Below are 21,555 nucleotides of genomic sequence, written 5' to 3'. Positions count from 1 at the left end.
GAACTGGGCCGGCGTCAGGGGCCAGGCTCAGCGGGTGAGGTCGGCCAGGCGGTTGAGGGCGGTGTCGATCTCGGCTGGAGTGTTGATCACGGCGGTACCGATCCGGGTGTAGGTCGAGGTGGACAGCCGCACGCGGTGGGTGGCGGCGTGGTCGACGACCTGTTGATGGGTGTGTCCGGCCACGCTGAAACAGGTGATGCCCGCTGACAGCTTCGCGTCGGCAGGGGTGTGCACGGTGACCCCGGGGATGCGGCTCAGTCCTTGCTTCACCTGCGTCGACAGCTGTGTGATGCGGGCGGCTACGCGTGCTCGGCCCAGCTGCTCATGCAGCGCTACAGCCACCGGCAGGGCGAAGGCATGCTCGAACGCCAGGAACCCGCCGGGCGACAAAGGCGCTGCTCCCCCGCCGCTGATGAAGCTCACGAATGTGGGCCGCAGCTGGTCGAGGACGTCCGGCGCCACCCACACCAGCCCCGTTCCCCTTGGACCGAACAGCCATTTGTGCGTTCCGGCGATCACCACGTCCGCGCCCAGGCCGGCGGCATCCTCGTCGATCGCCGCCAGCCCGTGCACGCCGTCGACGACCAGCAGACACCGGTCGGCAGGACTCCGGTTTTCGTTGGCCCGTCGCACCACCTCGGCCACCGCACGCACCGGCATCCGAAGCCCCGTGCTCGATTGCACCCAGGTGATCCCCACGACTCTGGTGTTCGGGCGAATCGCCTCGCCGACCGCCGCTGCGATGCCCTCCGCCGTCGCGGTGGCCGGATCGGCGAACCAGGAGCCCAGCCGTAGCGTGTTGCCATGCTTGACGGCGGCCAGACGGGCGGCGGTGCGATGGGCGATGTGGTCGTGCTCCGTCAACAGGAACTCTTGCCCCGGACGGGTCACGACGCCGTTGTAGAAAACGCCCAGCCCGATGCTCGTGCTCGCCGTCACCGCGATGTCCTCGGCCCGGCCTCCCAGACAGACCGCGAGCGCCTCGCGTACCCGGGGCCAACCGGTAGGACCATCGGGCAGCGCCAGCCCCGTGGGCACCGAGAGAGGATTGGCATCGACCTGTGCGCTCAGGTGATTCACCGCATCCCGCACCACCTTCGGATGCGAGGCCATGTAGAACAACGCAAGGTTCGCCCAGCCTGGCTCCAGGCGGAACTGCGCCCGCAAGGCGGCCCAGTCCACGCGCCCGTCGATCGTGGCGAGCGGCCGCTCCCGCGGCCTGTCCACCCCTGCCGCGCCGCAGCCGGGGACGAAGGCGGCCGCCACCGCTCCCGCAGATTTCACCACCAGACCACGCCGACTTGTCATCGACATCCAGCACCCCTTTCCACCGCGCCCGGCGGAGCGGTGACGGGATAGCTGTCCGGTGCCCTTCTGATGACGAGGTTATGCAGAGTGTCTGCGGGCGCCGACTCATCACTACCCAAACGGCCTCATTGCCGGCCATCGCCGCGGCTCTCTCTGCGAGCACCCCGCTGCCGCCGGAGCTGGGTGGGGCCCCTAAAGGGGCGGACGGCCCCGCCGCCCGTGCCGACTGGCACCCTCCGCCATCAGCGGGAGACCACCGGCGTGGGGTTGCCCTGGACAAGTGCCTCAGCATCTCCCAGCCCCCGGCCATGGCAGAGGGCCGGCCGAGCACCACGAACCACGCACCGCGGCGCCCGTCCGGCCTTCACCCAGGTCCGGGGCCGGAGCCGCGGACATGGCCGAGCCGTGCCGCGCGACCCATGGCGTGACCAGCCCGTCACCGCGCTGTGCCACCAGACCTACGGCCTGTGGGAGGGCGGGCCCCGGTCAGCCGGTCAGGGTGGCGGCATAGCCGGCCGTGGTGATGGCTTCGATGATCTGCTCGGCCGGGACGGGCCGGTCGAGTTCCACGACGGTGCGTTCGGTGCGCAGGCTGGTGGTGCTTGCGGCGACGCCGGGGAGTTCTTCGATCTCGTCGTCGATGAGCAGGCCACAGCTGCTGCAGTGCATGCCGGTTACGGCGAACTCGAGGCGAAGTGTCATCGGGCGGTCTCCTGGGGGATGGTGGAGTTGGGGGAAGCGGTGGTCGGCGCCGCGGGCAGGTGGAAGCGGATTTCGCCGCCGTACATGCCCATCCCGCAGGTGAAGGCGACCGTCCCGGGCTCGGGGGTAGCGAGGTCGATGGCCTTCTCACCGGTGACGGGCAGGATCTCCTGCACGCCTCGATCGGGGACGACGAAGGAGCGGACGCAGCCGTTCGTGCCACGAGTGACCACAACCAACTTCGTCGGAACGCCAGCCGCGGCAGTAATGCTGGTGGGCGGGTAGGAGTTGGTGCGGGCCTGGACCGTGATGGTCTGCGTCCCGTTCGCTACCACCACTGTCTCGGCCGGCGCCGTTGCGGCAAGTGCCGCAGATGCGGGGGTGGGCCACCAGCCGCCAAGGCGCAGTCCGGAGCCAGCGGTCCACAGGGCGACGGCGAGAACGATCACGGCGGTCACCGCGGTGAGGCGGCCCTGCCAGAGCTTCGCGGCGGAGCGCAGGAAGAACCCCAGGAGTGCGCTTCCGGCTGGGGTCCCGCCTGCACGTGGGGGACGGCTACTTCGCGGTGTTGAAGGGGACGGCCTCGTAGGTGACGGTCGCGCCGGGGCAGTCCTCGGCAAGGCCCAGCAGCGCCTCCCGCTCACGATCGTCGGCCGCCAGGGCCCAGCGGAGCTTGGTCTCCACCCAGCCGGTCACGTACGCGCAGTGGTAGCTGGCGGTGGGCGGCAGCCACTCGGCCGGGTCCCGATCGGCCTTGGCCCGATTGGACTTCGCGGTGACCGCGATCAACGAGGTCACCGTGCCGAGGTCGTTGGCGTACGCCTCGCGGAGCTTCGCGGTCCACGCGGAGGCCCCAGCTGGCGGGGAGCGTCATTCGAACCGGGCGGTATTCCTGCCTGGCCCTGGTAGCCCATGTCCGAGCCCACGCCGTCCAAGCCCTCCAAGCCGTTGCCACCATGCAAAACGTCGTCGCCGGGGTGCTCTTGGGGGTGGTTCGACTGTTCAGCGGCCGAGACGAGTGGGCCGGTGCCCGAGCGGGCCAGGGCGAGGGAGGTAGCTGGTGGCGACTACGGCTGGAGATCTGAGCGACCGCGTACCCCGCGGAGGAGCCCTCAGGGAACGACGGGCCAACTGTCCCGAACATGCCGAATCCGCGCCGAGTGGCGACGCGTCACGTCTCGGGCCGGTCGCGGAGGCCGAGCCCGCGGCGCGCGGGGGGCGCGGGGACGGGGGTGCCCTCGCGCAGATCAGGGGAGGCGGCCGCGGCCTTCTCGTGCCATCGGCCGTACCGCTCGGCGAGGGGTACGGCCGAGACGCCGTGCAGGAGAACGCTGAGGCCGACGGTGATCGCGACCACCCTCCCCAGGAGTTCCACCCCCGGAACGTGTTCCTCCACTACGAGCAGCGCCAGGACCACGGACGCGAGACCACGTGGCCCGAACCAGCCGATGTACGCCACCGTGCAGGGCCGTAGTCCGCTCCCGGCAAGTGAGAGGGCCACCGGCAGCATCCTGACGACGGTAAGGCTCAGCACCGCGTACAGAATGATCCGCCAGCTCAGATGCTCCAGTGCAGGGCCGAGCAGCACCGCCCCGAAGACGAGGAGGCTGATCGCCGCCAGGAGTCCCCCGAGGGTTTCGCTGAACTCGGCCGTGCGGTCCGTGTTCTCCTTCTCGCCGCCGGCCGGGAAGTGGCGCAGGGCGAACCCGCAGGCGAAGCCGGCCACCCAGGCAGCGATGAAGCCGCTGCCGTCCGTCACGACGGCGAGTTCGTACGCCCCTGCCGCGACGGCCGGCAGATAGACCTGCCGCCACTCCCACGCGACCCACCCCCGGGCCCGGGACCACTGCAGCAGCCGGCCTCCCAGCCACCCGATCAGCAGACCGATGGCGGTGCTCAGCACCAGGGCCCGCCAGAAGACACCCGCAACGCCCTCCTGAGCGTAGTGCGTGCCCGGAATGGCTGCGAGGAAGAGGATGAAGAAGGGCAGCACCATGCCGTCGTTCAAGCCGCTTTCGACATTTAGTCCGTGACGTACGAGCGCCGGGACCCGCGGGTGGGACATCGCGGTCTTCCCGAGGGCGGCGTCGGTCGGGGCGAGGATGGCACCGACAAGTGCGAGCTCCCACATCGTCAGCCCCGGCAGCAAAGGCCACGCAAGGAGCCAGCCCGCTCCGATGCTCAGGGGCAGTCCGATACCCAGCAGACGACCGGGTAGAAAGCCACCGGTCCGAAGGTCCCGTCTGCGCACCGACATGGCATCGGTGAACAGCACGAGCGCCAGAGTGACTTCGAGAAGCGCCACGATCGGCGCGGCGTCCTGCTCCAGGTCGACGATGTCCAGCACGGCCGGCCCGAGGAGAACGCCGCAGCCGACGAACACGATCGCCGACGACAACGGCGTCGAGGACAGCCGACGCGAGCCCAGCGCGTACGCGGCCGTGACGGCCGCCACCGCCGCAACGGTCCAGGCGCCACTGCTCATGTACCAGCCCTCCAGATCCACCCGCCGGACCCTCCCGGCCGGTCGTCGCCGCCCTCGGCCCAGTCTGCGACGGCCCCGCTGATCCCGCAGGACCGCACCCGTGACCACCTTCTACAGGTCGACGCAGCGCGACAGACCGACGTCGGCAAGGACACGCCGCGTGGGGCCACCCAGGAGCTGAAGCGGCGGGGCCTGGCCACGGCACGCCCGTTCGGTCCGCGTCGCCATGTCGTCTCGCGCCCTGCAGAGCACCCGACACGCGGCCTTCGCCCGGGGAGATCACCGGGCCATCGAGGGATTGCCGCCGCGCATGTGCGGGGTCGAAGGGACACGGCACCCGCCGTGGAAACCTGACGTGCGTCCACTCGAGCGATGGTCGGCAGATCGCAGGCATCGAGCACGTCACTGGACCGCGTGTCATCCGGATGCCGCAACGGAGACTGCATCACCCGTCTGGCCGACCTGGAGTGCCGTCCGCTGCCGCACCCGGAAGCCTAGGATCCGCCACTAGACGGAGGGACGTCGCCTCGCTGCTCCGCGCCGGCAGGACCTCCTGGAAGCGCTTCGCCGCCGTTCTCGTCCCCAGCGTCACGGCAGCAGCGGCCCTGGGTATCAGCATGGCGGAAGGGGCACTGGCTGCGTCGTTCTTCATCTCCGGCCAGAAGTTCCCGGTGTCCGTGGACACTCTGAACGCCCATGGACTGAGCATCTACGGCATGGTGGACGTGACCAGGAAGGGCGCCCTCGTGCCGGTCGTGGTCACCGGGGCCAGCCGTGCGGAAATCAGCGGGCTGTGCCTGTCAGTGGTGGTCCCGATCCCGGTCCTGGGCCCGTACACGCTCAGACTCACTGGCGGCGAAAAAAGCCAGGTCCAGGCGAAGAACTTGTTCCTCGACGCGACCTCCTTGTCGATCGGGCAGGCAAATTTCGACGGCATCGACATCGGTGTGGCGGCCGGAGCCGTCAGCAAGGGCCCCATCAATCCGGCGGACAGGAATAACCGGTTCTTCGATCCCAACGGCTTTGCCCAACAGGCGGATTCGGCCACCCTGAGCGACGTGCACGCGATCACGGTCGCGGTCTCGGCCGCCACGTTCAACATTCCGGACCTCGACGTGAAACTCAAGCCAGGCCAACACGAGTGCTTCTGACCCCCGGAACGGAACACGCACCTCTCGCACCCGCTCGCCACATGCACCCGCCCGCCGCGCACGATGGAAAGGCCACGTGTTCCCCAATCTATTCGGCAGACGTCGGAATTTACGCGTCGCTGCCGCCGACGCCCGACAGCGATTCAGGATCTGGCGGAACGAACGTCCCTTCTGGGCGGGACTGTTCACGCTCGCAGCGGGGCTGCCCATTATCTACATCCCGTACGCAAACCTGAACTTCGGCGCCATCCCACTGGCACTGTCGACCGTTGGCGGCTCGGGGTCGCTGATCATCGGGGTCCTCCTCGTGGCCCTGAGCATGTCCCTCTGGTACCACCAGCAGGTGCGCGTGCTCGCCGGGATCACGGTCATTCTGCTTGCCCTCGTCTCGTTTCCCGTCGCCAATTTCGGGGGCCTCCTCATCGGGTTGTTCTGCGGCCTGATCGGCGGATCCCTGGCCTGTGCCTGGATCCCTCCGACGGGCACCGCCGAGCCGCAGCCTGCAACGAACCGTGCACCAACGACCATCCCCGCGGGTGAGGAGCACATTGAGAAGTGACGACCTGACCGGTCGTGCAGCAAGCGGACAGGAACCCGAGCCCGGCCATCTGGGCAGCGCGATGAAGAACCGCGAGACCCGCCGCCTGCGAAGACGCCTCGCCTGCGCGCTGGCAGCAGCCGCACTGTCTGTGGTCCTTCCGCTCGCCACACCAGCGGCCTCGAAGGCGCGACTCGCCGACGGCATCGGCACCTCCAAGACATCAGCCTGGACCGGCACGCCGACCGACCAGCCGCCGACCCGCCCGGCGGACACCCCCTGGATACTGCGTGCCGGCAGACTCGTGCTCCACGACAGTGCCTTCCACGGCGTGGTCACCTTGCGGACTGCGGCCGGGTCCGAGCGGGCCCTGAAGTTCACCGTACGGTCGCTGGACATCGGCGATCTCGACCTGACGGTGGGCCGCGGCAGCTCGGCAATGCGCCTGCGGGCCAAGCCCACGACCACATCTACGGTCACGGGCAAGGACGTGGTGACTCTGTACACACAGAAGCTGTCCGGCACACTGATCGGCCTGGGCGGCGCTCCGCCCCCGGCGGACCGCAGCGTCACCGTCACACCCGACGCCCTGCCCCCGTGGCTCGCTCACCCCGCTGTTCCCACCCGCACACTCACCTTCGAGAACGTGACCGTCTCACAGATCGCCCCGGTCAGCGGCAACATGTCCATCACCGGGCCGGCCCTCAGCACCGCTGACGGGTAACCCGCGCAATTCGGCTGTCGGCGGACAGGGACGCGTGGCTGGACACTGCGGTCCTCCTGCGGGCGAGGTCTCCGACAGGCGGTGGCGCACTGCGGCGCCGGTGATGCTGAGTGCGTGCCAGGCTACTGAGGCTGAAGGGTCTTTACTGTGGTGAGCGTGGCATGCGGTCCAGTTGCTGCATCGCTTTGCCGAAGGTCTTGTCCACACGACTGCGGCCGGCGCGCATCAATAGACGTACGGGCCGGGGGCCGTCGGCTGCCATGGTCCAGCTGACCCGGGTCTGTGTCTGGGACAGCGGGGTCAGTTTCCACTCTTCAACCATCGCGGCGATGCCGGGCGCGTTCGTTTCCTCAATGCGGTAGGCGAAGCGTTCGCCCGGGGCCCAGGCTATGACGACCTCATGGAAGCGCAGGCCGCCGGCGACACGCAGGTGCCGCATCGTGCCGACGCCGTATGGAGGTGCTCCTTGGTACTGGCAGTCACGCGCGAAGCTGAGCCAGCGTGGCCAGTGCTGCGGTCGGGCGGCGAGCTGTTCGAAGAGAAGGTGCGCCGGGATGTGGAGGTCTCGGACGCATGTTTGCCGGACGGGTGCGCGTTCAAGGAACCCGAGGTCTTCGAAGCGCAGCCGGTGAGTCATGGTGCCATCGTCGGGCGTCCTTGCCGCGTGCGCAGCACTGGTGCCTCCGAAGGGGTACGGGGTTGTCGCTGGTGGTGCCGACGACCAGCGACTGGGAAAGGCCCTCGGCTTGGACGCCGTGCGGCTTATGCGCTCCGGTGGGCGCAGGTGAGCTCGGCGAGGACGCTGGCAGGTCCCAGTAGGGGTGCGGGTCCTTGGGGTGCGATTGGTCGAGGCATTCGACGGCGATGAGGGCGCCGGAGGAGTTGGTGCCGTAGGACCAGCCGACATAGCCGATCGCCAGGCAACGGTGGAGTGGAGGCCTCCACCTACCCGCGCATCGCTGGCGGCGGGGGCAAGAGCGCCGTCCTGCCCACGGCTTCTCGCGGGGAGGACTCCGGACAGCGCACCCCGCTCGCCGTGGTGATGGTGGCGTCCTAGCGTGGAGGAGCCCGGGCGCCCCTGTCAGGGCCAGGGCACTCCTGCCCGGCCGTCCGATACGGATCCCGGGTCGGCGGCAGGGCTCTGGGGCGTTGTAGGCCGCACAGCCGCACACACATCACCAGGGTTCGCGCCGCTGGTGGGACGGAGACAGATGGCGCAGTCGTCGTGGAGTGAGTACCGGCCGGGGCAGCGGTTCCCGGGGGTGGTCGGTCGGACGACCGATGAGTCGAGTCCGGCGTGGCCGCAGCCGGTGCGGGCGGTGGCGGGTGCGCCGAACGTGCTGTTCATCGTGTTCGACGACACCGGGTTCGGGCAGCTGGGCTGCTACGGCAGTCCGATCGAGACGCCGAATCTGGACGCGCTTGCCGCGGGCGGGCTGCTGTACAGCAACATGCACACCACCGCACTGTGCTCGCCGTCGCGCTCCTGCATCATCACGGGCCGCAACCACCACGCCAACGGCATGGCGGCGATCACGGAGCTGGCCACCGGGTACCCGGGGTACAACGGGCAGATCCCGTTCGAGAACGGGTTCCTGTCGGAGATGCTGCTGCAGCACGGCTACAACACGTACATGGTCGGCAAGTGGCACCTGATGCCCTCGGAGCAGGAGTCGGCGGCCGGGCCGTACGACCGTTGGCCGCTGGGGCGGGGCTTCGAGCGGTTCTACGGGTTCCTGGGCGGGGACACGAGCCAGTGGTATCCGGACCTGGTGTACGACAACCACCAGGTCGAGCCGCCTGCCACGCCGGAGGAGGGCTACCACCTGACGGAGGACCTCGTGGAGCGGGCGATGTCGTTCGTCGCCGACGCCAAGCAGGTGGCCCCGGACAAGCCGTTCTTCCTGAACCTGTGCCCCGGTGCGACCCACGCCCCGCACCATGTGCCCAAGAAGTGGGCCGACCGCTACCGGGGGCGGTTCGACGACGGCTGGGACGTCTACCGCGAGCAGACCTTCGCCCGGCAGAAGGAGCTCGGGGTGGTGCCTGCGGACGCGCAGCTGTCCCCGCGCGATCCGGACGTGCCCGCGTGGGAGTCTCTGTCTTCGGAGGCGAGGAGACTTGCCGCGCGGTTGATGGAGGTCTACGCCGGGTTCCTCTCCCACACCGACCACCACATCGGGCGGCTGGTGGACTTCCTGAAGGAGACCGGCGAGTTCGACAACACCCTGATCATGGTGGTCTCCGACAACGGTGCGAGCGCCGAGGGCGGGGTCACCGGCACCACCAACGAAGTGCAGTTCTTCAACAACGCGCCCGAGACGCTGGAAGAGAGCCTGTCGCGGATCGACGAGCTCGGCGGCCCGGCCACGTTCAACCACTACCCGTGGGGATGGACCTGGGCGGGCAACACGCCGTTCCGGCGGTGGAAGCGGGAGACCTACCGCGGCGGCGTCAGCGACCCGTTCCTCGTCCACTGGCCCGCCGGCATCCGGGCCCGCGGTGAGGTCCGCGACCAGTTCGCGCACATCATCGACATGGTGCCCACCGTCCTGGACGTGCTCGGCATCGAGGCGCCCGCGACCATCCGGGGCGTCACCCAGTCGCCCCTGCACGGGGTCAGTTTCGCGCACACCTTCGACGACGCCGACGCGGCGAGCCGCCACCGCACCCAGTACTACGAGATGCTCGGGCACCGGGCGATCGACCACGACGGGTGGCGGGCGGTCTGCCCCTGGCCCGGCCCCACCTTCGAGGAGGCCGAGCGGCCGTTCGGTACTCCGATCACGATGGCGGACCTCGACGACCTCGACGCCCAGCACTGGGAGCTGTACCACGTCGACGAGGACATCGCCGAGACCAGGAATCTCGCCCAGGAGCACCGCAGCAAACTCATCGAGATGATCGCGCTGTGGTACGTGGAGGCGGGCAAGTACAACGTGATGCCGATCGACGGCAGCGTCCTGCAGCGCATCATGACCGAGCGCCCGCAAATCACCCAGAACCGCACCAGCTACACCTTCCGTTCCGGGACCCAGGCCGTGCCCGCCGCGGTCGCGCCCCGGGTCCTCAACCGCCCGCACAGCGTCACCGCCGACGTCGAGATCCCGCCCGGCGGCGCGCAGGGCGTCCTGCTCTGTCAGGGCACCAACGCCGGCGGCTGGTCCCTCTACGTCAAGGACGGCCACCTGCACTACACCCACAACTACGTCCAGCGAGCCCTGCACCACGTGGTCTCCAGCGAGAGCCTGCCCGAGGGGCGGCACGCGCTGCGTTTCGAGTTCGAGCCCACCGGCGCCCCCGACATCGCCCATGGCAAGGGCGCACCAGGCCGCGCCCAGCTCTACATCGACGGCCGCCTCGTCGGAGAGAGCGACATGCCGGTCACCACCCCGATCACGTTCAATCCGGGCGGCATGGCCTGCGGCGCCAACCCCGGTTCTGCCGTCACCCCCGACTACCAGGCGCCGTTCCGCTTCACTGGCACCCTCCACAGTGTCACCGTCGACCTGTCCGGCGACCTCATCGTCGACGCCGAGAGCGAGATGCGCATGCACATGGCCCGCCAGTAAGCCGACCGCCCCCACGGCGGGCCGGTCACTGGCGAGTCCACGCGGGGCAAGTGCAGGCCCGCACCACCCGGCCGTCCGGGCGCACTGATGGAAACGGCAGCTCTGCGTGCCAGGGCCGGATGCGTCAGCCCAGGGTTTCGATCTCGGCCTCCACAGCAGCGGGGGGCGGCAGTGCCGCGGTGGTGTCGGGCAACTCACCCGGCTGGGTGCCGTTTCCACCGAAGAACGATCACGGCCCGGACGGTGGTCGTCTGTCCGCGAGGGAGCGCGGGCGGGCCTGGAGGTAGGCGGTCCAGTCGGTTGCTGCTCGGCGGCGCCATTGCAGCGCGGTGATGACGTGGAGCCCGGGGAGCGGGGCGAGGACCGCGGGCGGCATCTGCTCGGCGAGCTGGATCAGGGCGGTTGCGCGGGAGGGACGGATGGGGATGCCGTGTCCGGTCAGGGCCCGGGCGAGGGAACTGGCGGAGCGGTGGGTTCCCGGCCGACTGCCGGGGAAGAGCCAGGTGCCGGGCGTATTGCCGCTCCAGCCCTGCCTGGGCTGCTGGTCGATGAGTCGAGTGAGAAGGGTGGCGAGGGGTTGCGGGAGGCGGATCGGAGTGCTGTCGAGGCGGATGGTCCGGTGGCCGTCCTGGACGCCGAGGTGCCCGGTGGTGAGGGCGACGATGTGGGTGAGGTGCTGGCCGAACAGCAGGAGCAGGGACCCAGCCGCCCTCACGTCCAGGGGGAGGTCCTCGTCGTGGAGGCACTGCTGGAGGAGGTCCCAGTGGGTGTTCTCGTCGATTCCCTCCGGTTCGGCCTTCCCTCGGTGAGGGACCAGCAGGTCGTCGCTGTGGCCGCGCCGGGCCGTCCAGACCAGGAAGTCCCGCACCTCGTAACGGGTGCTGGGGCCGGCGGCGAGCCACCGATCAACCTCCAGCTGGGTGGCCTCGGACAAGGTGAGGTCGAGCGAGGCGAGATACTCGAGGAGGGCGACGGCCGTGTTGATGCGGGTGTACGCCCACCGTGCGCGGCCGCGGGTGCTGGCGGAGCGGGCGGCCCGGCGACGGGCCCGGGGCATCACCGACCAGCGGACGTATGGCCCAAGGAGCACGGCGTACTGCGGGTGCCGGGTCAGCGTGCGGGCGAGGTGGCGCTCGATGGCCGCGAGGTGTTCGTCGCGTGGAGGCAGGACACCGAAGGCGACGAGGAGACCGCGGAGGTAGTCCGTGCTCTGCGCGGCGCCGCGTCCCGCTCTGCCGACGGTGTCGAGGTCGGCGTGAGTGAGGAGCCGGCCGCAGACAGCGGTCTCGCGCAGAAGGCGCGCGGAGGCCGAGGTTCGCAGCCACGTCAGGACAGTCCGCGGGTGCTCGGCGGCCGCGAGGGCCGTGCGCAGGGGTGCGAGCTGGGCGGCGGGGTCGGGCGGCAGGTCGTGGAGGAGGGCGTCGAGGTGATCGTCGACCGCGCAGCGGTCGCACAGATCCCCGGTGATGGGACTGCTGGCCACTCCGCAGCGCGGGCACGCGTACGGGTCGGGGAGGCCGGCGCAGGGGCCACAGGTCCTCTGGCCGCCGCTGCGTGCGATCAGGACCTTCACCGTCGAGCAACCGGGGCACGGGCCGGGCTCGCGGCGGGCCATCGCGTAACAGGGCTTGCAGACCGGCCCGAGCGGCCAGCGGGCACAGACCGGCGAACTGGCCGAACACAGCGCACAGGAGGCGGACGGGCGTGGCCGGCAGTTGGTGCACGGGTCCATGTGGCTGGGGCGTCCGCACCCGGTGCACGAGCGCGCGGAGGCCTGGACACGCTGGCGGCAGGGCGTGCAGATGTCGCCGACAGGTCGGGGCCGGATCCGCATGCAGGCAGTGCAGGTGCCGACGTTGGCGTGGGCGGCGAGGATCCCTTCGCAGCCCAGGCACACCCGGCCGCCGGGAACCAGGCGGCGCAGCCGGCGGACGCGTCCACAGCGCACGCAGGCCGGAGCCCGGGCCCCTTTGACGCCTTGGTCGCGCAGGTCGACGATCAGTCTCTGCACGGCGGGCGGCGCGAGGGAGGCACCGCTGACAAGGGCATCGGGATGCTCACACAGGTGCGCGCGGATCCGGCCGCGCGCGGAGGGCGTCATCGCGGCCGCTACCTCCTCGGCAGCCTCAGGGCCGAGCTCCGGCAGGAACGCGGTGACCATCTTGGCCAGTTCCACCCAGGTGCCGGGGACCTGACCGGCGGTGGTCACAGGCCCTCGGGGCGGCGGATCTGGGTCCGGCGCGCGGGCGGCGCGACCGCGTGGGAGGCGCTCTCGCCGGACGCTGCCGGTTTCACGACCTGGGTACGGACTTCGACGACCTCGATCAGGTCGGCCGGCGTGCACTGCAGGATCCCGCACAGCGCGGCGAGGGTGTCCATAGACAGACGCCGCGGCTCCTGGGTGACCAGGCGGTACACCTGCTCGCGGGAGAGATGGATGCCGTACTCGGCGAGCTTCGGCACCAGGTCGGTGGTCTGGAACATGTCGCGGGCGGCCATCAGGCGACGCAGATTCCAGCGGAACCCCATCTGCTTCATCACCGTGCTCCCCCTCCAACTCGTGTGGCCGCGCGCTCGGCGCGGCGGCGAAGCGAGTCTTCGAGCATCCGGTTCCGGTACTCGTCCGACACCCACGTGTACATCGCCGTCGTGGACGCGTAGCGGTGACCGACCTGGTCCTGGACGAACCGCTCCGGATACCCGAACTCGATCAGGTGCGTGATGTAGGTGTGCGCCGCAGACAGTGCAGTTCCAGCTCGTCCGGCAGCCCTGCCAGATCCCGGACCAGGGAGAACACCTCGTCCAGGCGTCGCAGGCTGATTGGGCCGCAGCGTTCGGTCACCCACAGTGCCGGATGCCCGCCCACCCCGAATCCGGGCCGGACCTCGGCGGTCCACTCCGTGAGCAGTGGCACGATCCAGTCCATCTCCGGGACGGTGAGCACCGTGCGGCGTTTGGGCGGGCTGCCCCGCGAGGCCTTCCCGAACCGGACCTCCAGCGCGCCGAACCTGCCGTACGCCTTCGCCCGCGGGTTGTGCCGAAGATCGTGGAGGTCCAGCATCGTGGTCTCGCGCCTTCGGGTCCCGTACGCGTACACCGCCTTCAGCAGCACGGCATCCCGCCAAGCCGACAGCACGCCCTTGCGGCGCCGCCTGCGGATGGACTCGACCCGCTCGTCCGCCGTGTCGAAGAGAGCCTGGAGTTCGTCGTAGGTCAGGGCGCGGCGTCCAGGCCGGCCCTCGTAGTCGGCGACGTGGTCGGCGGTGTTCCAGTCGTGGCAGACCTGGACCGGTGCTGTCCCGAACTCCTCCAGGCAGGCGGCCGCCCAGCCGTAGCGGGCATCGGTGACGAACGTGCAGAACAGGCGCAAGTCGCTCTGCTGGCCACGCACCGTGGAGTGCGCCAGCGATAACGGGCCGGAGATCTGGGCGGAGAAGTAGGCCTCGACATCCTCTGCGGTCCATTCCCACGGGTACGTGCCGTTGAACAGGGCGAACCGCCGTACCAGACTCATCCGGTCGGCGATCGTCTTTCGCGCCAGAAGGCGGCTCTGCTGCTGCCGTTTCCAGCCCGCGAGCATCGCGTCGAACATCGCAGGCGCCGGATCCAAGGCCCGAACATTGCCCGGCTTCACCAAGCGCATCGAGCCCGGCACATCGACTGCATCCACGCCCGCTCCCACCGTTGCATCAGGTGCAACATCGTGGCGTCGAAGCGGGATCACTCGAGGCCGAAGGCTTCGCCGCCACCCAGACGAGTGACAGGCTCCCCTTTCCCGACCAGGCCAGGGCCCTTTCCGGGCCAGGCGGAATGATGCAACCAGCGCAACACCGCCTACTTGGAGTCCCAGCTCTCGGCCAGCGGGACCAGGTGGTCGACGTCAAGGCCGGAGGCGGAGGTGACCCAGATGCCGTCGTACGGGGAGAACCAGCGGCCGCCGGTGAGCTTGCAGCCCGGGGCGATCTCGGGGTAGTCGACGGCTTCTTCGAGGAGGACCTCGGCGCGGGTGTTGCAGCCGTCCTCCGGGAGGTCGCCGGCGTTCCAGTGCTTGAACGCGGTACGGACGTAGCCGTCCCGGGACTCGGTGGCCGCGGGGATGCGGTCGATGCCCTCGATCAGCGACCCCGACGCCGTACGGCTGAGGCCTTGGAGGCCGAGGTGGGCGCCGGGCTGTCGGCGCTGGCCGGCACGGCGGTGGCGAGGAGGGGCAGGACGGAGAGGGCGAGCGCTGGCAGGCCGCGGCCCAACAGGTTCTTGATCACGCCCCGGGTTGTAACCGCCCACCCCGCCCACGGGGGAGGCAACCGGCGGACGCGTCACTCGGGCGGGCCTGACGTTTCACCGGAGAAACGCCACTCCAGGATACCGAGAACGGGAAGTTCTGGGCCGGGGGCTGGATGGCCGCCCGGGACCAGGACTGGGCGCTGTACATCGCCATGCGCTGCTGTTCGTGGTGTGATGAAACGGGGCTCCGAGAAGGAGAGAGCGATGACCTCACCAGCAGCGGAGCGGAAGACCGTCGCGGGCCCGGTGTCAGTGCGGCCGTTGACCGAGGCGGACCTGGATCAGGCCGATGAGATCTTCAGGGTCGCCTTCGGGACGTTCCTCGGGGTTCCCGAGCCGAAGACGTTCTTCGAGACCGCCGATTACGTCCGCACACGCTGGGCGGCCGATCCGCAAGCGGCCTTCGCAGCGACAATCGAGGGTGAGCTGGCCGGATCGAACTTCGCCGCCAACTGGGGCAGCGTCGGGTACTTCGGACCGTTGACCGTGCGTCCGGACCTGTGGGACCAGGGCGTCGGCAAGCGCCTCATGGATCCGGTCATGGACTGCTTCGACACCTGGGGGAACCGCCACCTGGGCCTGTTCACCTTCTCGCACAGTCCCAAGCACCTTGAGCTATACCGCAGATACGGTTTCTGGCCCCGCTTCCTCACGGCCATCATGAAGAAGCGAGTAGCGGGCAGCTCCGCGGTCCCCGGCCGCGTGATGTACAGCGAGCTGCCCGCCGCCGAGCAGCCCGCCTGCCTCAGTGCGTGTCGCGCACTGACCGGAGCCGTGTACGAGGGCCTGGACCTGGAACGCGAGATCGTCGCCGTGCACACGCAGGGACTCGGTGACACCATCCTGCTCCAGGGCGGCGGCTCCGACCTCGATGGCCTGGCCGTCTGCCACTGCGGAGCCGGATCGGAGGCCGGCGAGGACGTGTGCTTCGTCAAATTCGGCACCGTACGCCCTGGCCCGGAAGCCGCCGACCGCTTCGAGCGACTGCTCGACGCATGTGAGCAACTGGCGGCCGAGCGCGGCTTGAGTCAGCTGGACGCCGGGATGAACCTGGGCCGCCCGGATGCCTATCGGCGCATGATCGACCGTGGTTTCCGCACTGGGTTGCAGGGCGTCACGATGCACCGGCCCAACGAGCCCGGTTACAGCCACCCCGACGCCTATGTGATCGACGACTGGCGCTGAGACCACCCCTCTGGCCACCAGGCTTACCTCCTGGTGGACTCTGCCGCCGCCTCGCCCGACCGGCCGGACAGCCTCGCCGTATTGCCGAGTGTCGCCGAAGAACACGGCCAACCCCACCGCGAAGAAGACCGCGGCCAAGAAGACGACCAAGCGGGCCTCCGCCTGAACCCGGCTTCACTCCCGCGCCACACCTGTTGCACACCGACACGGTCACCGATTCCTCCCACCGTCCCTCCGCTAATGACCTGAGTCAGAGTTCCTCGGCCTGTTCCGGGGTATTCGGCCTCGGCCCGAGGCGTCGACAAAATTGGGGTGCCCGCGGGGATCGGGCTTATGGGAAGAGGCGCACGCCAGGCCGTCGAGACGTCGCCGGTGAAGTGGCGAGCCGGGGGCGGCGCACTGCCATCCACCCCTTGACCTGTGGCAGGGCCACGGCTGAGATCCGCGACCCCCACGTCCCTGTCCATCCCCTCCTGAAGCAGTCGGTCAGGGCCCGGAACCGGGATCCGGATGCACGGGCCTGGTGATGCCGGCCCGGGCGGCCTCCAGTTGGGCCGCGAAGGCCACGCCCAAAAAGAGCGCGACGCCGGCCAGATTGGCCCAGAGGAACAGGGCCATCAGGGCTGTCAGCGGCCCGTACAAGGAACCGAAGGACCCGCTGTGCCCCACGTAGAGGGCCAGCAGCCAGGTAGCCGTGATCCACAGGACGAGCTGTACGACGGACCCGAACGCCAGCCAGGTGTAACCCGGCTGGTCGCGCCGGGGCGCCCAGCGCAGGACGACCGCCGATGCCATGCAGGCGAGTGCCACGCCCACCGGGACCTTCCCCCAATCCCACCAGCTCAGCCAAGCCCCGGACCAGCCGAACACCTCCGTCACCGCCCTGCCCACCACCCCGCCGGCCACCGTCACGAGGAAGCCGAGCACCAGCGGCCCACCCGCACCGACCGCCAGCAACAGGCTGCGGCCGTACTTCGCCAGGAACGGCCGGTCGCGTTCGATCCCGTAGATGCGGTTGCACCCCCGCTCGACCTGGCCCATGGCCGATGCGAGGTTCAGTACGGCGAAACCGAGGCCCAGCCACATGGCCACGGTGCCCGCCGTGTCGGCACCGGCATGCGTGCGGGTGGCCAGCAAGCCCTCGCGCACGAGCTCGGCACTGGCCGCCGGAACGATCTCGCCCAAGGTCAGTTCGATCAGCCGTCCGACGCTTTCGGTGTGGACGGCCGCAGAGACCCCGACCAGGGCGATGGCGAGCGGCACCACCCCGATGACCAACTGAAAGGCGAGGGCCCGCGCGAAGCTGAACCCGTCGGCGTACCGGAAGCGCAGGAACGCGTCGGACGCCAGCCGGCGGCCCCCGTAGCGGCGCAGCGCGGTCCACGCCTCGTCTCCGGACAACTCGTCACCGATCATGTCCCTCGTCTGCGGTACGTGCACCACTGTTCCCATGCAGGAGATCTGCTCCGCCGGCCCGTTTCCATGCGGCCGCGGGCGCCATCGTGAGCAGACTCCGCCGGAACGGGGCAGGCGCAATGACCCGTCAGGCCTGAGAAGGGACGGAAACCGTGGCACGACGGAGAATCGTTGTGGTGGGCGCCGGAGTCGTATGCGTCCGCCAGCTGCAACGCAGGCTGTCCCCGGGGGCGGACATCGCGATGGTCACACCCACCGCCGGCCCTGCCCGCCCGGACGTGTCCGCCGCCATCGGCTCCGACTGCCGGCCCTGCACCACCACGCCCCCGACTTCGGCGTCGGCCATCACGCCGCGCTCACCCTTCTGGACAGCAGCCCCACACCGGCCGCCACCTGGCTGCACACCGGCCCCACCGACCCGCCGCTGCTCGCCGCGCGGGATCGCGCCGCCCTGCTCGCAGCGCTCCGCCAGCGTGCCGCCGGTCCCGTCGAGCACCTGGCGCACGCCCTCACCGCCGACCCGCACGTCCTCGGCGACCCGGCAGCCGCCCTCACCCGGGTCGCGGCCGGCCCCGGCGGCCTGGGGACCGTGTCGTGGCTGCTGCTCCAGGTCCTGGCCTGGCGCCTCGATCCGAAACAAGGGGTCATCCTGTTCCGCCCCTTCAACCCCACGCGGATTGCCCCCGGCCCGCCACCGCATCCGAGCGGGCCGGGTGACCACCGTTGCTGCGCTCACCGCCGGCCTGCCGCCGGCGACGTCGGCCGGGCCTGAAACGCGTTGGTGAAGCACAGGTGCCAAGAGTCCCGTCCGGGACGTTTCCGCAGGTCAGGGGTGAAACGGACGTCGGCGTTTCACCGGCCGTGTTTCAGCACCCGGAGCCGTGTTGCAGTCGACGGCGCCAGGCCGGGCCTCGGCGTGGCGGCCTTCGGCCCTGCGGTGCCGTTGGGTGCGGTCTGCCCAGCGGAGCCCCGTCTGGAACAGGCGTTGGCTTAAGACCGGGCCCGGCTCGATGTCGTCGCCCAGTAGCACGCCCACCGACCCTTTGTGCGCGGCCCCAACGCCTGCAGCACCCTGTCCACGACGACCAACCCCTCCCCGTAGCGCGCGATCGGGCCGGCCGGCCCACGAACTCCAGGCTGCCCGACAGGGCAGCCCACGTACCGGGATCCACCGAAAGTGGTATGGGCGCAGGCACGTGGCACGTGTCGAGCCCCAGACGCCGTCCGCAGCCGAGAGTGGCCTTGACGTTGTTGTCGTCCGGGATCACCCCTGGGGCCCAATTAGATCGGCTGGCCGCACTCCGTAGCTGCACGGGCTGGACGCACGGCGCCGCTCCAGGTGCAACGTCGCAGAGGAGACCGCAAACTGCGGTCATGACAGGAATCCCTATGGTTACCACGGCCACGTTTCCTGGCTACACCGTCACAGCAGTGCACGGTGCGACCTGGGGGTGGGCGGGCCCTTCTAAGTCCGATAGGCATGCGATCGATGAGGCACTCGAACAACTTGCTGAAGCCGCCCAAGCCCTTGGCGGCAATGCCATCATTGGACTTCGCATCGAACCGATTTCCGATGTGTGGGGTGGAGTCTCTCCCGGTGGCGCCGGGGGATCTGTCGGAAAGACCGCAACGACAGTGTCGTACCTCGCGTACGGGACAGTGGTCGACCTTGCGCGAAAGTGACCGCTGATGGCGGCTGACGACAGCGCAACGCATCACTGGCCGTTTCATAGGTGACGCATATCCGGCCGCCGGGCGGCAGACACTGGCGGTCCCGCGAGCGCACGAGGTGATGTCGTTTCATAGGTGGTCGCTCGTGAAACACCCGCCCACCCGGCGGTCCACCTGCGGCGATCATGTTTCATGAGTCGTGAGCGGCTGGATCCACAGCCGCTATGTCCGGCACCTCGCCGATACAGGGCTGGGCGGTCGACCGGTCCGGATCGACTTGACCGTGCGCCGTCTGTACTGCGAGAACCCGTCCTGCCCGAAGGTGACCTTCGCCGAACAGGTGCCCGGGCTGACCGTCCGCTACCAGCGGCGAACGCCGCTGCTGCAGCACCTGGTCGAGTCGGTCGGCGTGGTGCTGGCGGGCCGGGGCGGGGCCCGGATGCTGCGGGTTCTGAACGTCAGACTCTCGCGGTGCACCGTGATCGCCCAGCTGATGCGGGTGTCGCTTCCACCGCTGGTCACACCCCGGGTTCTGGGAGTGGACGACTTCGCGCCCTACGGCGACCCTCCTGGTCGACGCCACCACCCGTCTCCCGCTCAAGCTCTGGGAGGGCCGGGACGCCGAACAGCTCAGCAGATGGCTCCGTGCGCATCCCGGAGTCGAGATCGCCTGCCGCGCCGGCTCCCTCACCTACCGGCAGGGCATAGCCGACGGAGCCCCGGACGCAGTCCAGGTCAGCGACCTTTTTCACTTGTGGCAGGGCCTGTCCCGGCGCGTTCAGGAAGTCGCCGCCGCCCACCGCGGCTGCCTTCCGGCCGCGCTCCCTGCCCCCGAACCGGCCGGTCCGCAGCCTCCTTCGCCGACCACAGACCCCGGGCAGGACACGCCCGCCGGTCGGCACGCTCAGCGGCTTTTCGAGGCCGTCCACGCGCTGACCGATGCCGGCCGCTCCTACAGCGCCGTGGCTCGAGAGCTCGGGCTGGACCGCCGCACCGTCCGCAAATACGCCAGGGCCCGCAGCTGGCGCGAGGTGATGCGCCGCCCTCCCCGCCGCCCGTCAGCCTTGGATCCGTACCTCGACTACCTGCAACAACGCTGGGACGAGGGCGAACACAGCGCCAGAATCCTCCACCAAGAACTCGCTGGCAAGGGCTACCTTGGCCACTACCAACGCGTGAAAGTGGCCCTGGCACCGCTGCGACGCGGCCTGCCCCTCGACGAGCCCGCCAACGACCGCCCTCTCCACGCGAAGCCGCACGCTGGATCATCGCCAGCCCGGTCCAGCACGGCCCACAGACGGCAGAGCGCCTGCGGCGGCTGCTCGACCACTGCCCGGAACTTCAGCGCACCCACGAACTGGTCCGCCAGTTCGCCGCCATGCTCGATACCCGAGACGCCACACCACTGCCGGCCTGGCTCGATCACCTCACCAACAGCGGACTTCCGCCCCTCGCCGGCATCGCCACCGCCCTGCGCGAAGACCGGCACGCGGTCACCCAGGGGATCACCAGCCCCCACAACTCCGGAGTCAACGAGGGCCGCATTACCGACGTGAAGCTCCAGAAGAGCATCATGGCGGGCCGCGCCGTTCCACTCCTCCGACACCGAGTCGTACTGGTAGCCCACCTACGCCGCCGCTACGCGGACCAGCTGACCACGCCATCGAGACGGCAGCCGGATACGGAAATCAGGAGCCCGTAGGCGAACGCGCTCACGGTTGAATGGGCTCTGCCGGGGGCCGGGCGGGGTCATAGTGAGCGCGGGCGATTTCGCACTCTGGCTGGTGGCGCAGGGGCGAGGAACGTACGAGTCGGTGATCGCTGATCCGGACGTGCTGGCCGACGCTTCCGAGGTACGGGCCCTGGCGGGGCGGCACGTGGGGGAGTGGCACGACGACGAGTGGCCGGAATGGGAAGAGCTCGACTACGTGGCGCAGGACATCTTCGACGAGCTGAACGGCCAGAAAGACGACTGCGAGGACGCGTTCTACGACGCCCTGGAGGCCGTCCGGGCGGCGTGGGCGGAGAGTGAAGAGAGAGACGAGACAGAGAGGGCCATGACACAGAGCGGGGCACGCCGGCTCTCCGCGGGGACAGGGACGCCTCGGCTCGACGCCCTCTTCCTGGCGGAGACACGCGATTAATCAGTGACGCGGCGCCGACAGGACGATACTGCCCGCACCGAAGGGGGCCAGGACGCGGGCGTCCGCGACGGTGGGCGAGGAGGTAGGGGACTCGGCGGTGTACGCGGAGAACCGACCGAGCATGTTCACCCGTACTCAACTGGGCACTGTGGCGGCTGGCAAGATTTTCGTAGCCGTAGATCATCTTTGTAGGGTTGTTCGAGGGGTGTCAGTGGGGCAGGGCATGATCCGGCGAATGAGCTACACACGGTGGACTTCGGATCGCATGTTTGTCTCGTATTGCCAGTACTACCTGCAGGGCGACGACTTCCTCACTGTTTACGACGACGCCGACACGGTCGGGCGGATCTTTGAGGGCAATAGCCTGGCGGCTGG

At 69.6% G+C, this 21,555-nt stretch carries 20 protein-coding genes and 1 pseudogene; 9 read left to right on the top strand and 12 right to left on the bottom strand.

What is annotated here, in order from left to right:
- Nucleotides 1-27 precede the first annotated feature (27 nt).
- The 5 genes and pseudogenes from ACWFQ8_RS30410 to ACWFQ8_RS30390 all read right to left on the bottom strand — a co-directional run bounded on the left by ACWFQ8_RS30410 (nt 28) and on the right by ACWFQ8_RS30390 (nt 4,495).
- Complete coding sequence (locus ACWFQ8_RS30410) at nt 28-1,314, bottom strand: aminotransferase class V-fold PLP-dependent enzyme (protein WP_453789509.1); 1,287 nt, start codon at nt 1,312-1,314, stop codon at nt 28-30.
- 480 nt (nt 1,315-1,794) lie between these two features.
- Nucleotides 1,795-2,010: a heavy-metal-associated domain-containing protein gene (locus ACWFQ8_RS30405; RefSeq protein WP_453789508.1), complete on the bottom strand. Its 216-nt coding sequence runs from the start codon at nt 2,008-2,010 to the stop codon at nt 1,795-1,797.
- The gene (locus tag ACWFQ8_RS30400; protein ID WP_453789507.1) at nt 2,007-2,468 is read right to left on the bottom strand and encodes a cupredoxin domain-containing protein; all 462 of its coding nucleotides are present in this window, start codon (nt 2,466-2,468) and stop codon (nt 2,007-2,009) included. Before ACWFQ8_RS30400 ends, ACWFQ8_RS30405 begins: the two co-directional genes overlap by 4 nt.
- Nucleotides 2,469-2,565: 97 nt before the next feature.
- Nucleotides 2,566-2,853: pseudogene (locus ACWFQ8_RS30395) on the bottom strand (GmrSD restriction endonuclease domain-containing protein); the annotation flags it as partial.
- 328 nt (nt 2,854-3,181) lie between these two features.
- The gene (locus ACWFQ8_RS30390) at nt 3,182-4,495 is read right to left on the bottom strand and encodes a cation:proton antiporter (RefSeq protein ID WP_453789506.1); all 1,314 of its coding nucleotides are present in this window, start codon (nt 4,493-4,495) and stop codon (nt 3,182-3,184) included.
- Between the two features lie 617 nt (nt 4,496-5,112).
- On the opposite strand from ACWFQ8_RS30390, the gene ACWFQ8_RS30385 reads away from it, so the two are divergent.
- The 3 genes from ACWFQ8_RS30385 (at nt 5,113) to ACWFQ8_RS30375 (ending at nt 6,908) form a co-directional block, all read left to right on the top strand.
- Complete coding sequence (locus ACWFQ8_RS30385) at nt 5,113-5,646, top strand: DUF6230 family protein (RefSeq protein WP_453789505.1); 534 nt, start codon at nt 5,113-5,115, stop codon at nt 5,644-5,646.
- 76 nt (nt 5,647-5,722) lie between these two features.
- Nucleotides 5,723-6,205 (top strand): DUF6114 domain-containing protein, encoded by a 483-nt coding sequence (locus ACWFQ8_RS30380; protein ID WP_453789504.1) that lies wholly within the window; start codon nt 5,723-5,725, stop codon nt 6,203-6,205.
- Nucleotides 6,195-6,908 carry a hypothetical protein gene (locus ACWFQ8_RS30375; protein WP_453789503.1) on the top strand — a complete coding sequence of 238 codons (714 nt, stop codon included), beginning with the start codon at nt 6,195-6,197 and terminating at the stop codon, nt 6,906-6,908. The genes ACWFQ8_RS30380 and ACWFQ8_RS30375 overlap by 11 nt, the downstream gene beginning before the upstream one ends.
- 142 nt (nt 6,909-7,050) lie before the next feature.
- Here the strand turns inward: ACWFQ8_RS30375 and ACWFQ8_RS30370 are convergent, their stop codons facing one another.
- Nucleotides 7,051-7,545: an SRPBCC family protein gene (locus ACWFQ8_RS30370; protein ID WP_453789502.1), complete on the bottom strand. Its 495-nt coding sequence runs from the start codon at nt 7,543-7,545 to the stop codon at nt 7,051-7,053.
- 294 nt (nt 7,546-7,839) lie between these two features.
- Here ACWFQ8_RS30370 and ACWFQ8_RS30365 point away from each other — a divergent pair, with 294 nt between their 5' ends.
- The gene (locus ACWFQ8_RS30365; RefSeq protein WP_453789501.1) at nt 7,840-7,965 is read left to right on the top strand and encodes a hypothetical protein; all 126 of its coding nucleotides are present in this window, start codon (nt 7,840-7,842) and stop codon (nt 7,963-7,965) included.
- A 280-nt stretch (nt 7,966-8,245) separates the two neighbouring features.
- A complete protein-coding gene (locus tag ACWFQ8_RS30360) occupies nt 8,246-10,480 on the top strand; it encodes an arylsulfatase (protein WP_453789500.1) in 2,235 nt (744 codons plus the stop codon).
- Nucleotides 10,481-10,709: 229 nt separating this feature from the next.
- On the opposite strand, the gene ACWFQ8_RS30355 is transcribed toward ACWFQ8_RS30360, so the two are convergent.
- The 4 genes from ACWFQ8_RS30355 to ACWFQ8_RS30340 form a co-directional block, all read right to left on the bottom strand.
- Nucleotides 10,710-11,963, bottom strand: coding sequence for a hypothetical protein (locus tag ACWFQ8_RS30355; RefSeq protein ID WP_453789499.1), 1,254 nt, complete (start codon nt 11,961-11,963; stop codon nt 10,710-10,712).
- Between the two features lie 722 nt (nt 11,964-12,685).
- Nucleotides 12,686-13,021, bottom strand: coding sequence for a helix-turn-helix domain-containing protein (locus ACWFQ8_RS30350; RefSeq protein WP_453789498.1), 336 nt, complete (start codon nt 13,019-13,021; stop codon nt 12,686-12,688).
- Nucleotides 13,022-13,190: 169 nt separating this feature from the next.
- Nucleotides 13,191-14,150 carry a tyrosine-type recombinase/integrase gene (locus ACWFQ8_RS30345; protein WP_453789497.1) on the bottom strand — a complete coding sequence of 320 codons (960 nt, stop codon included), beginning with the start codon at nt 14,148-14,150 and terminating at the stop codon, nt 13,191-13,193.
- 164 nt (nt 14,151-14,314) lie between these two features.
- Nucleotides 14,315-14,800, bottom strand: coding sequence for a hypothetical protein (locus tag ACWFQ8_RS30340; protein WP_453789496.1), 486 nt, complete (start codon nt 14,798-14,800; stop codon nt 14,315-14,317).
- 225 nt (nt 14,801-15,025) lie between these two features.
- Here ACWFQ8_RS30340 and ACWFQ8_RS30335 point away from each other — a divergent pair, with 225 nt between their 5' ends.
- The gene (locus ACWFQ8_RS30335; protein WP_453789495.1) at nt 15,026-15,949 is read left to right on the top strand and encodes a GNAT family N-acetyltransferase; all 924 of its coding nucleotides are present in this window, start codon (nt 15,026-15,028) and stop codon (nt 15,947-15,949) included.
- A gap of 486 nt (nt 15,950-16,435) precedes the next feature.
- Here ACWFQ8_RS30335 and ACWFQ8_RS30330 read toward each other — a convergent pair whose 3' ends face one another.
- On the bottom strand, nt 16,436-17,401 hold the full coding sequence (locus ACWFQ8_RS30330) for a YihY/virulence factor BrkB family protein (RefSeq protein ID WP_453789494.1): 966 nt from the start codon (nt 17,399-17,401) through the stop codon (nt 16,436-16,438).
- A gap of 157 nt (nt 17,402-17,558) precedes the next feature.
- Here ACWFQ8_RS30330 and ACWFQ8_RS30325 point away from each other — a divergent pair, with 157 nt between their 5' ends.
- The 3 genes from ACWFQ8_RS30325 (at nt 17,559) to ACWFQ8_RS30315 (ending at nt 21,180) form a co-directional block, all read left to right on the top strand.
- Nucleotides 17,559-18,137 carry a hypothetical protein gene (locus ACWFQ8_RS30325; RefSeq protein WP_453789493.1) on the top strand — a complete coding sequence of 193 codons (579 nt, stop codon included), beginning with the start codon at nt 17,559-17,561 and terminating at the stop codon, nt 18,135-18,137.
- Between the two features lie 1,338 nt (nt 18,138-19,475).
- A complete protein-coding gene (locus ACWFQ8_RS30320) occupies nt 19,476-20,738 on the top strand; it encodes a transposase (protein ID WP_453789524.1) in 1,263 nt (420 codons plus the stop codon).
- Nucleotides 20,739-20,790: 52 nt separating this feature from the next.
- Nucleotides 20,791-21,180 (top strand): DUF4240 domain-containing protein, encoded by a 390-nt coding sequence (locus ACWFQ8_RS30315; RefSeq protein WP_453789492.1) that lies wholly within the window; start codon nt 20,791-20,793, stop codon nt 21,178-21,180.
- Here ACWFQ8_RS30315 and ACWFQ8_RS30310 read toward each other — a convergent pair whose 3' ends face one another.
- Nucleotides 21,181-21,309: a hypothetical protein gene (locus ACWFQ8_RS30310; protein WP_453789491.1), complete on the bottom strand. Its 129-nt coding sequence runs from the start codon at nt 21,307-21,309 to the stop codon at nt 21,181-21,183.
- Nucleotides 21,310-21,555: the final 246 nt, after the last annotated feature.

It is taken from the genome of Streptomyces sp. NPDC055254 (assembly GCF_053606025.1).
The sequence above is the reverse complement of the archived record's forward strand: the minus strand, read 5'-3'. Positions and strand labels throughout refer to the sequence as shown.